The organism is Acinetobacter sp. NIPH 817 (assembly GCF_000368405.1).
Classification (GTDB): Bacteria; Pseudomonadota; Gammaproteobacteria; order Pseudomonadales; family Moraxellaceae; genus Acinetobacter.
The window spans coordinates 41,241-57,305 of the sequence record NZ_KB849420.1 but is presented as its reverse complement, the minus strand read 5'-3'; the positions used below and the strand labels follow the sequence as shown (position 1 = coordinate 57,305).

Sequence of the window (16,065 nt, the reverse complement as noted above, 5' to 3'; positions counted from 1 at the left end):
TCGATTTTGATATATAGACGTACTCTTGATAAGGCACTGAAAATAAAAAACATATTATATAAATAAAACAGTTTTGACTAAAATATGTACTTATTTGATTTATATGAAATTTTCAGGATTTGTTAGCAATATTTAAGCTAACTATGGCTGTAATCTATGTCCTATGCATAAAAAAAAGCCCCTGTTTTCACAAAGGCTTTTTAAATTAGAGAGTTAAACTCAGTTTCAATTATTTATGAACCCAAGGCACAGCTGGTGAGCCAATCCATGCAGATTTAGCAGGAATATTTTCACCTTTCATAACTAATGTTAATGGCCCTAACACTGCATGATGGCTAACATTAGCGTTATATAAAATAATACTACGTGAATTTACAACCACATCATTTCCAATATTTACTTGTCCAATTTTCATAATACGATCTTCAAACAAGTGGGTTTGTGGGCCTGAGAAGCTATTAAACTCTGCACGGTCACCAATGCTTACACAGTCAAACTCAGTGATATCAGCCGTATCCATGTAAACATCTTTACCAATTTGGACACCCAAAATACGTAAGAAGAATGGCAGCATTGGCGTTCCTCTTAAGTAGTTTAAGAAGTTTGGAATGGCAACTGATTCATATAAGCTGGTAATCCCTTCACTTAACCACACAAACATGGTCCACATTGGCGCTGAACGCGGTTGATAACGACCAATTAAAGTCCACTTCATCAATGCAACAATAATGAAACAGCCAACACCATAGAGCAAACCAGCAAGCGTTAAAGCCAACAAGCCAGTCATAATGTTATATTTATTAATAACATCAATAATCTCAAGCACAATCATATAACCCACACCAATTGCGAGTGCAGCTGGCAATACAACGCGAAGGCCTTCAATAAAACCACGCATGAAACGGCGCTTGAAGCTTGGTTTAAACGTTAAGTGATCAGGATATTTTTCGGCAGCTTCACGTGCAGGCAATAATAATGGCGGCGAACCAAACCAAGTTTGACCATCATACATTTCAAGGTTATCTGGTGTTTTTGATTGTACGCCAATTAAAACGTTATCTGGTAAAACAGTTCCATCAGCAATATAAGCACTGTTTCCGACAAAGCTACGGTTACCGATTTTGGTCGATTTTAATGTCATCCAACCGCCTTTGATCTCTTCATCACCCAACATTACAGCATCGGCAATAAAGCTTTCTTCGCCCAAAGTCAGCATTTCAGGAATAACACCATTTGCTGTAGAAATTTCGGTATTTTTACCTACTTTCGCTCCTAACATACGGAACCATGTAGGCGCATAAATCGTAGCAAACAGGCCGTGCAATGTTTGTAAGCTTGTTTCTAAAATTTGAGATGCAAACCATTTACGATAATAGGTGCTGCCATGAACAGCGTATGTTCCAGTCTCAAGACGAGGCAATGCAATTTTGCGTATTGCTGAAGAAATAACAGCAGTAATCATCATCATCATTGCACTCGCTGGAATTGCTAAAGCAAAATAATAAAGTGCGATTTGCAGGTGGTTATTCGGATTGATATTAAATACGTTTACATCTAACCAATCGACCAAAAGGAAACTTGGGAAAATTGGAATAAAGAACAGACAAGCAATAATTAACGCACTAACACCATAATATCCATATTCAGCAATCTTACGAATGAACGATAATTTAGGACGTTCTGGCATTTTAGCGAGTTCATCGACATGCCCTATTTTTTTAGCTGGCGTACCATCCCAAATTTCTCCGGCTGGTACAACTGTGTCATATTCAATTGAAGTTAAGGCATTTACATGAGCTTGTTTTTCTAACACTGTATTTTCTTCTAATACAGCATATGAGCCCACATAACTATCTTCTTTAAGGTGAATTGAACCCAACACCAAATGACCGTGTTCAACTTTGGCATTTTCTAAATTCACTTGAGAGCCAATACTCACGCCATCTTCAACATTTAATAGAGATGGCATGCGAATATGAACTGAACTAATGGTGACATCATGTCCAATTTTTGCGCCGAGTGCTTTTAAATAGAGGTTAAGTAAAGTTGAACCGGACAATAAATAAACTGGTGAAATATTGCTAATACGGTCTGCTAACCACCAACGGAAATATGTCATTCCCCAAAGTGGATAACGTCCAGCACCAATGCCCAGCATTAATAATCGTTTCACCGTAATTGAAAGCACAAAACTACTAATAATGACGCTGATATAAACCAACAGAGACAACGCGATTGCATATGGAATGCTGTCTCGGGTTCCACCTGTAAAATAGTGATAGGTAAAGAATGGTGCTAACCACTGCAAAATATTAATCGAAATTAAAACTGGAATGGTCACAAGCTGCGCAATACCACATAACCATTTATAAGTTTGATTACGCGGGTTGTCTTGCCCAATCTGGCTATCAAATAATGTCGGTTCTGGCTGTTCCAACATTAAAGCAGCAATTGCCCCCACTCTTCTCGCTTGATATAAGCTTTGAATTGTGAGATGGCTATATTCTTGATGTTCACGCAGGTTTGAAATTAAAACGGCCGCTAACAGCGAATGCCCACCTAAATCATCAAAGAAATCCGAATCTAGTTTAATCGGCATGTTCGGAAACAGGCGGTTTAAAATTTCAAATAAAATTTCTTCGGCTGGATTTTGTGGCTGATCAGATTCACTGCGATCAATCACACTCGTAAGCGGTCTTACTTTTAAGGCTTTACGGTCAATTTTTCCAGATAATAAACGCGGTACTTCTTCAATAATCTCAAAACGATTCGGCACCATATAAGGTGGTAAACGTTGAGCTAGAGTATGACGAAGCTGCTTAATTTCTATCGGTTGTTTGGCATCAAGCTCAGCTGCAATAAAAGCAATCAGCTGATCAATTCCGTCTTCTTGACGTAGAATTACAGCCGCGGTACCAATGCCGTCGATATCACAAAGTGCCGCTTCAATTTCACCGAGTTCAACACGGAAACCACGGATTTTCACCTGATCATCAGCACGCCCTAAGCAGTGGACTTGACCAAATTCATCAATTTTTGCCAAATCACCCGTACGGTAAAGCAATTCTTCATCCGAACTCATTGCCCACGGGTTTTCAATAAACTTATCAGCAGTTAAATCAGGTCTACCTAAATAGCCTGGTGCTACACTCGGGCCGAAAATACATAGCTCACCTGTTTCACCTTGAGGCAGTAACTCTCTTTCAGCGTTAATGACCAACATGCCATAGTTTGGTAAAGGTTTACCAATCGTGACAAGTTTGCCACGTTCTAACGACTCAAGGCTTGCAGTAACCGTAGTCTCAGTTGGGCCATAAGTGTTAAACATTTGATGATGAGGTAATGCCCAACGGTCAACAAGTGAATCCGGGCACATCTCCCCACCTAAGTTAATAATTCTTAAGTTAGGTACATCTTCAGGGAATAAAGCCAGTAATGTTGGAACTGCATGTAAAACAGTAATTTGTTCCTGCTTTAACGTTTGACATAAACGCTCAGGGTCACTCACTAAAGTTTTAGGAGCAATCCACAAAGTTGCCCCAACCAAATAAGAGAGCCAGATTTCTTCAAACGACATATCAAAAGCGACTGAAAAGCCTTGATAAACTTTATCCTGTTCTTGAATACCCAAAATACTATTTTCACTACGCAAGAAGTGACAAATATTTTTCTGGGTAATCACAATACCCTTCGGCTTTCCAGTTGAGCCTGAAGTATAAATAATATAAGCAGGTTGATCTGGTGTGGTTTTCGGTAAGCTAACTTCTTTAATAACCGGCTGTTGCAGCTCAGTGTTTGTCCATTTGGTTTGCGGCACTTCCGCTAAATGTTCATACCATTCATCTGTAGTAATCATACCTACAGCTTCAGCATCTTCGAGACAAACCGCAATACGGTCGGCAGGTGTATCCATATCAAAAGGAAGCCACGCTGCGCCGCTCAAACAAATGGCCAGTTGCGCTTTTAAAAGTTCAATACCTCTCGGCAGCCATAACCCAACAATATTCCCTGCTTTCACCCCATTTAAAGTCAGTTGTTGCGCCATTACTAAAGCTTGCTGATATAACTCTCCATAACTCAGCGTTTTATTTGCTTCAATTAAAGCTGTTTTATCTGAGAGATTTTGAGCAGTTTGAATAAAAATATCGGCGAGTACTTCATCTTGCAAAAATTCGGGGTGAAATTTACCACGAATAATATTCTTCGAACTTGTTACGAATTGGTTCATTTTTTATAACTCACTTTAATTTTTTGATTTAGCTAAAATAAAGTCATGTTTGAGTTTTTCTGACCTATTAAAGAAATCAATTGCTATGTAATAAATTAAAGAGTTGAACTTAAATGAAGATTAAAGTTTTTATTTTAAAAATGAAGAGTGAACTATTAAATGAGAAGAACAAACGATTTTTATTACTTATAAATCAAACTAAAATGACAATAAGGAAAAATATAAGCACATATTTTTATAAAAATTAAATAGCGTTATTCAAAATTGATATAAGCAGAGCAATAAAATAATAGGCATAAAAAAAGCCCTTGTCATTAACAAGGGCTTTTTAAGAATTTGGCGGAAGCGGTGAGATTCGAACTCACGGAGGACTCACACCCTCGTCGGTTTTCAAGACCGGTGCATTAAACCGCTCTGCCACGCTTCCAACGAGCGCTATAATATAAATAAAAACTCAAGTTGGCAAACCTTTTATTTAACTTTTAATTCAAACGCTCAAAATAAATACAAATTAATTTAGTTTTCTGGGTTTTCATTCTTTTCATAGCGAATTGTATTGATATACCAAAGCTTTTTTCCAGATGGCGTGTGTACTTCAATCTCATCATCAACTTCTTTACCGAGCAACGCACGAGCCATCGGCGATTCAATTGAGATATGCTGCGGGTGATGGTCATAAATTTCATCGATCCCTACAATACGTAAAGTTTTTTGCTCGCCTTCTTCGTTTTCAATCTCTACCCAAGCGCCGAAGTAAACCTTACCGTCTTGCTCAGGTGCGTAATCAATGATTTTTAATTCTTCTAAACGTTTTCCTAAATAACGTACTCGTCGATCAATTTTTCTAAGTAGCTGCTTATTATATTGATAATCGGCATTTTCACTGCGGTCACCTAAGCTTGCAGCCCAATTCACTTTCTTTGTGATTTCCGGTCGTTCTTCATGCCAAAGTTGTTTTAATTCAGCAACTAATTTGTCATGCCCAGATCGAGTGATTAAGTTAGATTTCATGATTAAAAACCACTGTTCAACAACATATCGCTTACAAGATGTAGCATTTTATACCCTATTTTCTCATATCAGAAGTGTATAAATTTTCTTCCTTAAGAAATTCATGTGTTTATGATGATATATCGAATATTTAATTGTACGAAATTTGACAATACTTTTTTTCAATATTATGATGCGCGCAGATTAAATGTTGAGCAATTTTTAACCTTCTAGAAAACTATGTAGATTTTCTACACAGTTTGTTTTTTTCATTTCATGTCATTTTGAATGACGTCATGACTGCCCACCCCTTATTGAATTTATCAACTTTTAGAAGTTATGGCAGCTTTTTGTCTGACTTTTGGGGCATAAATTACCTGTAGCGGAGACAACATGCACAGTAATTCAAGTTCAGGGTCGAGGCTTTGCCTTAACTCTTTATTTTCTTCTCTCCCGTTAAAAGCACTTGCACTTAGTACTATGCTTTTTCCATTTCATAGTATTAATGCAGGAAAAACCCTACAGTACAATACTGTAGTAAATACAAACACTTTAACTGTTGTTGCGGTAGAAAGCCCGACAACCGTTTTCAAAGAAGATCAGTTTTTACATGGTTTCGGTTACGACTTAGCCCGTAACTATGCACAAAGCCTTAATGTAAAGCTGGACTTTAAAATCGTGGCAGACAATGCCACTGCCCTTAGATGGGTTCAGCAAGGTAAAGCAAACTTTGCGATGACTAGCGCTGGTTTAAGTACCATCGAGAACAAAGGTTTAATGTCTTTTTCTGCAAGTTGTGGTGACACAGCCGATTTGCAAAAAAACGGTTTAAATCCTGAGTTAAGCTGGGTGTTTAAACAAGCTGATGATCCCCTCACCCAGACCGCTAGTGGCTTTGTATGCCAAAGTAAGCAAAACGGTGTGACGCAGCAACTCGCTTCTTTCTATAATCGTAATGTGGTGAAACCAGAAGCTTGGTCAACCATTCAACGTGACTTAACGACGCGTTTACCGATTTATAAAGCGAGCTTTAAACAAAGTGCAGCTAAATACGATCTCGACTGGCATTTACTTGCCGCAATTGGTTATCAAGAATCATATTTAAAGCCAGAATCTGTTTCTCCCACAGGTGTTCGTGGCTTAATGATGCTGACCAATAGCACTGCTCGAGCAATGGGTGTGAGCAATCGTAGTGATCCAGCTCAAAGCATTCAAGGTGGCGCGAAATATTACGACCAGATGTTAAGTGAATATGATGATATTCCTTTCCCTGATCGGAACTGGTATGCGCTGGTGGCCTATAATATGGGACCAGGTGCGGTAAACCAGATTCAAAAGCGCTTGCAAGCACAAGGGAAAGACCCGAACCAATGGGTTAATCTCTACGATTATTTGCAAAGTAATAAAACGCGTAATGGTCGATATAAGCAAGCGGTTCAATATGTCACTCGTATTCGTGCTTATCTTGAGCATATCAAAACAGCGCAAACACGAATCAATATCTAATTTTATTATTTAAAAGTTGATAAATTCTTTGTTTGTGTGAATAAAAAGCTTACCTCTTGGGGTAAGCTTTTTATATAAATTCTTTTAGATTTAAGCAGTATGCTCTAATACTTTCTTAAACAAATCTTTTTGTTCTTGGCTTGGCTTAGCTGTTTGTAAAGCCATTAACTGAGACATATCGCCTTGAACTTTAATTTTACCAGTCATGAATGCCTGCATAGCAGCAGCCATATCAAACTCTAAGAATACTTTACGTAAAGTTTCAGCATCCATATTTAAAGTTGTTTTGGCATTTGAAGACAAACCTTTTTGGATTTTACCCCCATCTAAAGCTAATTCGGTATTTCCAGAAGCATCTGTAACTACTAAATTAATTGCCAAATTCGCAAGAGCAGGTGGCAAATTAAGATCCCCTGCTTCAGCAGTTAATTTTTCGACAGTAGCAAACCAATCTTCAGTTAAAAATGCAGGCATGATTCTTCCTCAAATTTATTTGTTCAATTTCTCTAGTTGTCTATCCAGACAACATCATGTGAAGCAATTCTGCTTGAGCGTTGTTATAGCATGTAATTTAAATTTAGGGCTATGACTTTTTGTACGGAACATTCATTTTTTAGTATTTTGATACATTAAAGGCACTTGTTTATAAAGTGCCTTTAACATTGTCTATGTCTAGCGTTTATTCAGCAGCAAAGCTTAAGTTCACGACATCTAAACGGTTTTTAAGCTCTTCCGGATCTTTAAAATCTAACTCGCGCTGAGAATCTAAAGCTTCGAAATCGAACAATTCACGGTCTGCTAACTGAGACGGTGATACGTTTTGTAAGGCACCGAAAATGCTGTGTAAGCGTTTCGGATATTGTTTATCCCAGTCACGCAGCATGTCATTAAGCATGGCACGCTGTAAATTTTCCTGTGAACCACAAAGGTTACATGGAATGATCGGGAACTGACGCAATTCTGCATATTTGATGATGTCTTTTTCTTCAACATATGCCAATGGACGAATCAAAATATTCTTCTTGTCCGATGATAAAAGCTTTGGAGGCATCGCCTTTAAACTTCCGCCATGAAACAGGTTTAAGAAGAACGTTGCAAGAATATCATCGCGGTGATGTCCTAAAGCAACTTTAGTCGCACCAATTTCTTGTGCAAAGCCATATAAAGAACCACGGCGTAAACGCGAACATACTGCACAGTAGGTTTTACCTTCCGGTGTTAAACGTTTAGTAATGGTATAGGTGTCTTTTTCTAAAATGTAATATGGAATGTTATTCTCTTCCATATAACGAGGTAACACATCTTCAGGAAAGCCCGGCTGCTTTTGGTCAAGGTTAACCGCAACAACATCAAAATTGATTGGTGCAATACGCTTAAACTGCAACATGATATCGAGCAAGGTATAACTGTCTTTACCACCAGACACACACACCATGACCTTATCGCCCTCTTCAATCATATTGAAGTCACGAATAGCATGCCCAACTTGACGGCGAAGCTTCTTGAGCAAACGGTAATAGGCCGAGCTTGTTGGAAGTTCAGGCTTAAAATTAAATCCCTGATTGGACTCAACTGGCGCGTACATAGACGAGATATACCCATAAATAAAAATACCGCGCAATTTTATATGATTCGGAAGAGAATCGCATCAAAAGAATAGTTTCAATTCTTGAAGCCGTAACATTGCTCATGCATGATGCAAAAGTGATGCTCTACTTTTGACTGAAGCGTTCAAAAAATGTGCAAAATGCTTACTTTTTGGACTTTTCCACAGTTTTCCACAAAACCTGTGGATAAAATTGTGGATTTCTTCGTACTTGACAAACTGTTTTGACCTTCTGTTAAGGGTTTTATTTAAATTGATCATTTTTTAACCAATGTTTTTTACCCTTTAATATCAACATGTTATTCAAGTCAATAGAATCATTTTAAAAATAATTTTTAATTTTTTTTGATGAGCATTCGAACAAAACAGCTTGATTTTTTGAAAGAGTCGAAATAAAAAAAATTACACAAATCTTCTTTAAGTAATATTTTTTGATAAACTCTTTTTCAAGTTTTAAATACCTTAAAATTGTGAATAACATAAAATGAAAAATTCGGTTCAATTTCTTATTTCTTGTTTGCTGGGGATGACCACGTTTACGGTCGGCATAACTTCGAGTTCAGCAGGTCAAATGTATATTTACCAAGATAAAAATGGTAGTACATTGCTCACCAACCGAAAAAGTTATGATCAATCACTTAAAAAAGTAAAAGTGACTTACTACCCTGATAGTAATATTCACAGTTATACAAACTGGGGAGCATCAGAAGCTTCTGTTCTGCCAAGCTACAATAAAAATAAAAATGCTTTTGACCATATTATTAAACAAGCTGCTCTACAGCATGGTGTATCTGAAGGCTTAATCAAGGCTGTCATGCATACCGAGTCAGGATTTAACGTCAATGCCCGCTCTCCAGTAGGTGCGCAAGGTCTTATGCAACTTATGCCTGCGACTGCACGTCGATTTAACGTGACCAATGCCTTTGATGCTCAGCAAAATATTTTTGCAGGTGCAAAATATTTAAGCTGGTTACTCAAACGTTTTGGGGGCAATACTCAAATGGCGCTCGCTGCTTATAATGCTGGTGAAGGAAACGTTGATAAATACGGTGGTATTCCCCCTTTTCGTGAAACACAAGACTACGTGCGTCGTGTAACGAGCCGATACCAAAACTTATATTCATCTGGTTCAGGTTTTTCATCTTTTACGAATACTTCAGCGCAAGTCACTTCTCAATCTTCTAATTCGGTGGAAAACACAACAGCTCAAATAGCAGCACCAGCTCCTAAATATTCCAATTCTCGTCAAATTGTGACTTTATCTAATGGAACATTTACTGATGCGCCTACAGGTACTTATGTCACAAATAATGCCACAGCAATTGCACATATCCGCATAGAATAAGAATATTTACTGACAGTTTATTCTGTCAATTTTTTGTCCTTTAAATTGTAATGATCTATTACCTGATCCTTACCATTTAGGCGAATTTAGCCAATTATTCTTTAAATTTAGGTACATTCTACTTCGTGAAAGAATGTATCAATTCCTTATATTTTTCTTGAATTTTTCCCCTAAGCCCCGCATATTAGCTGCATGATTTAGAATTTGTAAATCAGATAACATTTTATTTATAAGAGGATTTTCTCAATGATGCGGATTGGTTTGTTTTTGCTTACCAACCTCGCGGTACTGGTTGTAGCTGGCATTATTTTGTCACTCTTCGGTGTCGGTAGTTACCATGGCGCGGGTGGCTTGAATCTAGGCAACCTTTTAGTGATCTGTTTTGTGTTTGGTATGGTGGGATCTTTAATCTCGTTATTCATGTCAAAATGGATGGCTAAGAAAACGACCGGTACAGAACTGATCGACCCGAATGCTCCTCGTAACCAAGCTGAAAGCTGGTTATTGCAAACAGTCGCTGAACTTTCTCAACGTTCTGGTATTAACATGCCAGAGGTTGGTATTTTTCCATCATATCAGTCCAATGCCTTTGCAACAGGCTGGAATAAGAATGATGCCTTAGTTGCCGTTTCATCTGGTCTACTTGAACGTATGAACAAAGATGAGCTACGTGCTGTGCTTGCGCACGAGATTGGTCACGTTGCGAATGGTGACATGGTTACCCTAGCACTCATCCAAGGTGTCGTGAACGCCTTTGTTATGTTCTTTGCTCGCGTAGTCGGTGACTTTATCGACCGTAATGTTTTTGGTCGTCAAGACGATGAAGCCCCAGGTATGGGTTACTTCATTATTACCATGGTATTGGATATCGTCTTTGGTATTCTCGCTTCTGCGATTGTAATGTGGTTCTCTCGTTATCGTGAATATCGTGCTGATGAAGCAGGTGCACGTTTAGCAGGTAAACAAGCAATGATTTCTGCATTATTACGTCTACAAGCCGAGACAGAAATGCCAGATCAAATGCCAAAAGAAATGAAAGCTTTCGCGATTGCGGAAGGTAAAGAACAAGGCTTTAGCTTAGCTGCTTTGTTCCAAACCCACCCAACAATTGAACAACGTGTGGCAGCTTTACATCAATTAGATTGCCCATAAAACGTTTAACGTGAAGAAATAAAGCCTCCAACTGGAGGCTTTATTTTTATTACATGGTTTGATAGAGACCCCACAAATAACTTGCACCCCACCAAACAGCGAAGCCAATTAAAAGCAGTACAAACGCGCCTAATAAATCAGGTATATGTAACCATAACCAACTCACCACAGGATTACGCCAGAAGGCTGAATGCTGCTGCTTCTTTTCGAGTTTTTCATGCAAATATGGATGAATAACATGAATATCACTTTGAATCGCATACTCTTCGCGTATGTGCGTATGAACCACATCTAATGCTTTTCGACTCGGGCGTATAAAAATATCAAAAATAGTCCCAGCAACTGGAACAAAACCCACTACAGCATCTACAACAGCGAGTTTGATAACTGGAGTTAACTTGTGTTGTGGTACACCAATCTGTTTAGCTTTATAAATCGCATAACACGTCAGTACAAAACCTGCGACATCACCGGCAATCGGAATCGTACTCAGTGCAGCATCGGCTCCAATGCCCTGCTTCGTAAAAGGAATACGCACTGCGCTATCCATCATGGTGGCAAACTTGGCAAGGTCTCGTTCTAATGCGATGACCTGTTGCTCTGTTAATTTTTTTTCTTGAGGCATCTAAATCAAATATATGAAGAGAAGTTAAACTTAATATACTTGATTTGATGCCTCTTTTTAAATTGTTTACTTTTAACTAGATGCCTTCGATCTAAATAGTGAACGCAATAACACATACATAACTGGAATAAAGAATAAAACCAGCACCGTACCAAACATCACACCACCTAGAATACTAATACCGATTTCTTGACGGCTCACAGCCCCTGCTCCTTGTGCAAAGACCAAAGGAATTACACCTGCACCAAAGGCCAAAGAAGTCATTAAAATCGGTCTTAACCGTAAGCTTGCGCCTTCTAGAGCTGCTTGAATTGCAGTCTTACCTTTTTCCTGAGCCAAAGCTGCAAACTCAACAATTAAAATTGCGTTTTTACATGACAGACCAATTGTGGTTAACAGTGCAATCTGGAAATACACATCATTTGGTAATCCGAAAATATAAGAGAAAATGACACTTCCTCCGACACCTAGCGGAATAGAGGTCATCACAGCGGCTGGAATGCTCAAGCTTTCATATAGAGCAGCTAAACATAAGAAAATAAAACCTGCCGAAATTAAATATAACCAGACGGCCTGATTTGTCGACTTCTGTTCTTCAAAAGATAAACCAGTCCAAGCTAAACCAACGTCTTTTTGCTGATTTACAAGTTGTTCAACATCTTTCATTGCCTGACCTGAACTGCTACCACTCGCAACATCTGCCTGTAACTGCAAAGCACTATAACCCATATAGCGTTTTACGATTTCAGGAGCACCGCCCCAGCTAAAGTTAGCAAATGAACTAAAAGGCACCATTTCATTTTGGTTATTACGCACAGACCAGTTATATAGATCTTCAGGTTTCGATCTGAACTCGGCATCACCTTGAATCATGACGCGCTTAATACGACCACGGTCAATAAAGTCATTCACATATGTTCCACCCCACGCACTCGACAAAGTGTTGTTAATCGCGGGTAGTTCTAAACCATTTGCTAAGGCTTGTTTCTGATCAATTTTGATATTGAGATTTGCTTTACTATTGGTTGATTGCTTATCAAAGTTTTCAAAACTTGAGTAGTTTTTACTTTGAGTTTGCAATTGACGGAAGGTGCTATCTAGAAAATCTTGTCCTTGCCCATTTAAATCTTGAATCCATAAATCCATACCATCGGTTTGACCTAAACCATTTACCGAAGGTGGTAAAGTCACATTAATTTGAGCATTATTTAATTGACTAAAATATTTCATTGCCCGCTTTTGTATAGCATCCGCTGAGTTTTCTTTTCCGGTACGCACATCCCACGGTTTTAAAGCAATGAACCCTTGTGCTAAATTTTGCCCTGTACCCGAATTGTTTCGACCATAGCGGATTAAGACTAAATCCACATTTTTGTCTTCTTGAGTTAAGAAATATTGACGAACTTGTTCACCAATTTTCTGACTTTGAGAAATCGGGGCACTATCAACAAGCTTAATTTGAACACTTAAAATGCCTTGATCTTCTTTAGGAATAAATCCACTTTTTAAACCGCTATAGAACAGTGCAAAAACAGCAATCAAAGCCACAAAAATCACAACAACCGACTTACTGTAACGAATGCTTGTTTGAACGATCTTGATATATTGATTTTTAAGTTGATCAATTTTTTGGTTAAACCAAACCGCCCAACGCATAGGCTCTGGATTAGGCTTTAAAATTAAAGCGCATAACGCAGGTGTAAGCACTAAGGCAACGACGAGCGATAACGCCATAGCGGCAACTAAAGTGATAGAAAACTGGCGATAAATCACGCCAATTGAGCCACCTAAAAATGACATTGGAATAAAAACGGCAGTTAAAACCAATGTAATCCCAATTAAAGCTCCACTAATTTCTCCCATCGACTCAATGGCTGCTTCTTTTGGTGTTAAATGCTGTTCATGCATGAGCCGCTCAACATTTTCGACCACCACAATCGCATCATCGACTAACAATCCAATGGCGAGTACCAATGCAAATAACGTTAAGGTGTTAATACTAAAACCGAGCACATATAAAACAGCAAAAGTTCCTAAAATAACAACTGGAACGGTAATACTCGGAATGAGTGTCGCGCGCCAGCTTTGCAAGAACAAGAACATTACCAAAATAACTAAAATAATGGCTTCAATAAGGGTCTTTACGACTTCCTTAATCGACTCTTGAACAAACGGCGTGTTATCTCGTGGATAAACAATTTTATAACCCGGAGGTAATTTAGTTGTAAGCTGATCTAGAGTTTGATGGATGAGTTTAGAGGTCTGAATGGCATTTGCGCCCGAAGATAACGAAATACCTAAACCAGCGGCTGGATAGCCATTAATGGTATTAAAAGACTGATAATTTTCTGCACCCAACTCGACTCTAGCAATATCCTTTAAATAGACATAACTCGCTGTTTGATTGGCTTTCACCACAATATTTTTAAAATCTTCAACTGTTTTTAGTCGAGAACCAGCTGTAACTTTAGTATTTAAATATTGCCCATCAATAACAGGTAAATCGCCAATTGCACCCGCAGCCACTTGGGTATTTTGAGCGGTGATTGCGCTGGCAACATCACTTGGCATTAAATTATATTGTTTTAATTTCTCTGGATTTAACCAGATTCGCATTGCATATTGCGAACCAAAAACATCAGATTCACCCACCCCTTCAATACGGTTCAGGTTATCGACCACATGTGTAGTTAAGTAGTCCGATAGCTCAATATTTCCCGATTTACCAAATGAGTCATATAAACCTACCACCATAAAAGTATCGCCGAGTGACTTACTCACCGTCACCCCTTGGCGTTGTACTTCATCGGGTAAACGTCTTATCACGCCACTAATACTATTTTGGACTTGGACCTGTGCCGTATCTGGATTTGTTCCATTATCAAAACTAATGGTAATTCGACTACGTCCCGACGAGTCACTGGTAGAGCTAAAATAAAGTAAGTGATCGATACCTTGTATTTGCTGTTCTAAAATCTGAGTAACACTTTGCTCAACTGTTTGTGCATCTGCCCCACTATAACTTGCCGATACTGTAATTTTTGGAGGTGCAATATCGGGATAGCGTTCTACTGGCAAATTCAGTACCGAGAAAATACCAAATGCCATAACAATAATTGCAAGTACACTGGCAAAAATAGGGCGCTGAATAAAAAATTTAGATAGCATGGCTGCTCAGAATTAGGTCGTCAATTAACATATGGCACTGCCAAATTTGGCCTCTTGATCATCAACGAGCGACATATAAAAGACAAGTAGAATTAACACAATAAATGCAATTAGGACAAAAACAAAGCAGGAATGGCTATTTCCTACAAAGCCATAAAGAAGGCTTTAACAAGTGTCACTGAAAATTCATGAATTCTTCATGATCACGTCAAGTTCAATGGGCAGACTAGAGCCGTTTCAACTAAAACAATATGAGTAGAATTATGTTTAAAAGAGCAATTTTATGCTTAAGTTTAATTAGCTTGGTTGGTTGTAATGACGATGATAAAACCGAAAACACACCTACTACACCAGAATATCAACTTCCTAAGATTTTAGTGATTGGGCACCGTGGCGCGAGCGCTTTACGTCCTGAGCACACATTAGCTTCATATCAAAAAGCTATTGATGATGGTGCAGATTTTATTGAGCCGGATTTAGTGTCTACAAAAGACGGTGTATTGGTTACTCGTCATGAAAATGAGATTGGTGGAACAACCAATGTAAGCACTTTAACTCAGTTTGCAGACCGTAAAACAACAAAAAATATTGATGGTAAAGACTTAACAGGCTGGTTTACAGAAGACTTCACTTTAAGTGAATTACAGCAGCTTAAAGCGCGTGAACGTATTCCAGAGTTCCGACCAGCAAACACAGCCTATAATGACCTTTACCCTGTCCCAACTCTAGAACAGGTGATTGAGCTGGCTGAAGCAAATTATAAAAAAACTGGAAAAATTATTGGTTTATATATTGAAACCAAACATCCGACTTACTTTAAAAATCATAATCTGGCAATGGAAGATACCCTTCTTAAAACATTAGCCAAATATGAATATACACGTGATATTGCACCTGTTTATTTACAGTCTTTTGAAGTTCAAAACTTAAAAGATTTAAAAAGGGAGCTTGATCTTCACAAAACACTTAAACATGCACAAATCATTCAACTTTATGACGCTAAAACTTCGCAACCAGCCGACTTTGTTGAATCTGGTGAAACTAAAACTTATGCAGATTTAGCCACAGCACAAGGCTTAAAAGACGTTGCTAAATATGCAAACGGTGTAGGACCAAGTAAAGGTTATATTCTAAACTTTAATGACAATGGCTCAGTTCAAACGACTTCGTTTATTTCTGATGCTCATGCAGCTGGCTTAAAAGTACATCCTTATACATTCCGTCCAGAAAATAATTTCTTACCAACGCCTTTAAAATGCAGTCAAGATAAACCAGCTGAGCGCTGCCCAACTGGTGCTTTAAAAGAGTTTGAAGCCTATTTCAAAGCGGGTGTTGATGGAGTCTTTACAGATGACCCAGCACTTGGTCGTGAAGCTGTTATTAATTATGAAAAAGCCGCAAAATAATTAACGTTTTTATAAAAAACAGGGCAATAAATGCCCTGT

The 16,065-nt window shown here is 38.3% G+C and carries 10 protein-coding genes and 1 tRNA gene; 4 read left to right on the top strand and 7 right to left on the bottom strand.

Annotated features, from left to right (window positions below):
- Nucleotides 1–229 precede the first annotated feature (229 nt).
- The 3 genes from posA to greB form a co-directional block, all read right to left on the bottom strand.
- On the bottom strand, nt 230–4,228 hold the full coding sequence (posA, locus tag F968_RS03850; protein ID WP_004790518.1) for a delta-poly-L-ornithine synthetase PosA: 3,999 nt from the start codon (nt 4,226–4,228) through the stop codon (nt 230–232).
- 337 nt (nt 4,229–4,565) lie between these two features.
- Nucleotides 4,566–4,655: transfer RNA gene (locus F968_RS03845), tRNA-Ser, on the bottom strand.
- Nucleotides 4,656–4,744: 89 nt separating this feature from the next.
- Complete coding sequence (gene greB, locus F968_RS03840) at nt 4,745–5,239, bottom strand: transcription elongation factor GreB (RefSeq protein WP_004790517.1); 495 nt, start codon at nt 5,237–5,239, stop codon at nt 4,745–4,747.
- A 372-nt stretch (nt 5,240–5,611) separates the two neighbouring features.
- On the opposite strand from greB, the gene F968_RS03835 reads away from it, so the two are divergent.
- The gene (locus tag F968_RS03835; protein WP_004790511.1) at nt 5,612–6,724 is read left to right on the top strand and encodes an MltF family protein; all 1,113 of its coding nucleotides are present in this window, start codon (nt 5,612–5,614) and stop codon (nt 6,722–6,724) included.
- A 90-nt stretch (nt 6,725–6,814) separates the two neighbouring features.
- Here the strand turns inward: F968_RS03835 and F968_RS03830 are convergent, their stop codons facing one another.
- A complete protein-coding gene (locus F968_RS03830) occupies nt 6,815–7,198 on the bottom strand; it encodes an SCP2 sterol-binding domain-containing protein (protein ID WP_002118641.1) in 384 nt (127 codons plus the stop codon).
- A 205-nt stretch (nt 7,199–7,403) separates the two neighbouring features.
- A complete protein-coding gene (gene ttcA, locus F968_RS03825; protein ID WP_004790509.1) occupies nt 7,404–8,309 on the bottom strand; it encodes a tRNA 2-thiocytidine(32) synthetase TtcA in 906 nt (301 codons plus the stop codon).
- A gap of 505 nt (nt 8,310–8,814) precedes the next feature.
- On the opposite strand from ttcA, the gene F968_RS03820 reads away from it, so the two are divergent.
- A complete protein-coding gene (locus F968_RS03820) occupies nt 8,815–9,675 on the top strand; it encodes a lytic transglycosylase domain-containing protein (RefSeq protein WP_004790507.1) in 861 nt (286 codons plus the stop codon).
- A gap of 246 nt (nt 9,676–9,921) precedes the next feature.
- A complete protein-coding gene (htpX, locus tag F968_RS03815) occupies nt 9,922–10,827 on the top strand; it encodes a protease HtpX (RefSeq protein ID WP_004790506.1) in 906 nt (301 codons plus the stop codon).
- A 49-nt stretch (nt 10,828–10,876) separates the two neighbouring features.
- On the opposite strand, the gene F968_RS03810 is transcribed toward htpX, so the two are convergent.
- On the bottom strand, nt 10,877–11,452 hold the full coding sequence (locus F968_RS03810) for a DUF4112 domain-containing protein (RefSeq protein ID WP_004790504.1): 576 nt from the start codon (nt 11,450–11,452) through the stop codon (nt 10,877–10,879).
- Between the two features lie 72 nt (nt 11,453–11,524).
- Nucleotides 11,525–14,620: a multidrug efflux RND transporter permease subunit gene (locus F968_RS03805; RefSeq protein ID WP_004790502.1), complete on the bottom strand. Its 3,096-nt coding sequence runs from the start codon at nt 14,618–14,620 to the stop codon at nt 11,525–11,527.
- A 263-nt stretch (nt 14,621–14,883) separates the two neighbouring features.
- On the opposite strand from F968_RS03805, the gene F968_RS03800 reads away from it, so the two are divergent.
- Nucleotides 14,884–16,026: a glycerophosphodiester phosphodiesterase gene (locus F968_RS03800; protein ID WP_004790500.1), complete on the top strand. Its 1,143-nt coding sequence runs from the start codon at nt 14,884–14,886 to the stop codon at nt 16,024–16,026.
- The last annotated feature ends 39 nt before the right edge of the window (nt 16,027–16,065 follow it).

Coding starts and splice junctions, on each gene's coding strand:
- posA (WP_004790518.1), bottom strand. CDS start 4,228: ATGAACCAATTCGTAACAAGTTCGAAGAATATTATTCGTGGTAAATTT.
- greB (WP_004790517.1), bottom strand. CDS start 5,239: ATGAAATCTAACTTAATCACTCGATCTGGGCATGACAAATTAGTTGCT.
- F968_RS03835 (WP_004790511.1), top strand. CDS start 5,612: ATGCACAGTAATTCAAGTTCAGGGTCGAGGCTTTGCCTTAACTCTTTA.
- F968_RS03830 (WP_002118641.1), bottom strand. CDS start 7,198: ATGCCTGCATTTTTAACTGAAGATTGGTTTGCTACTGTCGAAAAATTA.
- ttcA (WP_004790509.1), bottom strand. CDS start 8,309: ATGTACGCGCCAGTTGAGTCCAATCAGGGATTTAATTTTAAGCCTGAA.
- F968_RS03820 (WP_004790507.1), top strand. CDS start 8,815: ATGAAAAATTCGGTTCAATTTCTTATTTCTTGTTTGCTGGGGATGACC.
- htpX (WP_004790506.1), top strand. CDS start 9,922: ATGATGCGGATTGGTTTGTTTTTGCTTACCAACCTCGCGGTACTGGTT.
- F968_RS03810 (WP_004790504.1), bottom strand. CDS start 11,452: ATGCCTCAAGAAAAAAAATTAACAGAGCAACAGGTCATCGCATTAGAA.
- F968_RS03805 (WP_004790502.1), bottom strand. CDS start 14,620: ATGCTATCTAAATTTTTTATTCAGCGCCCTATTTTTGCCAGTGTACTT.
- F968_RS03800 (WP_004790500.1), top strand. CDS start 14,884: ATGTTTAAAAGAGCAATTTTATGCTTAAGTTTAATTAGCTTGGTTGGT.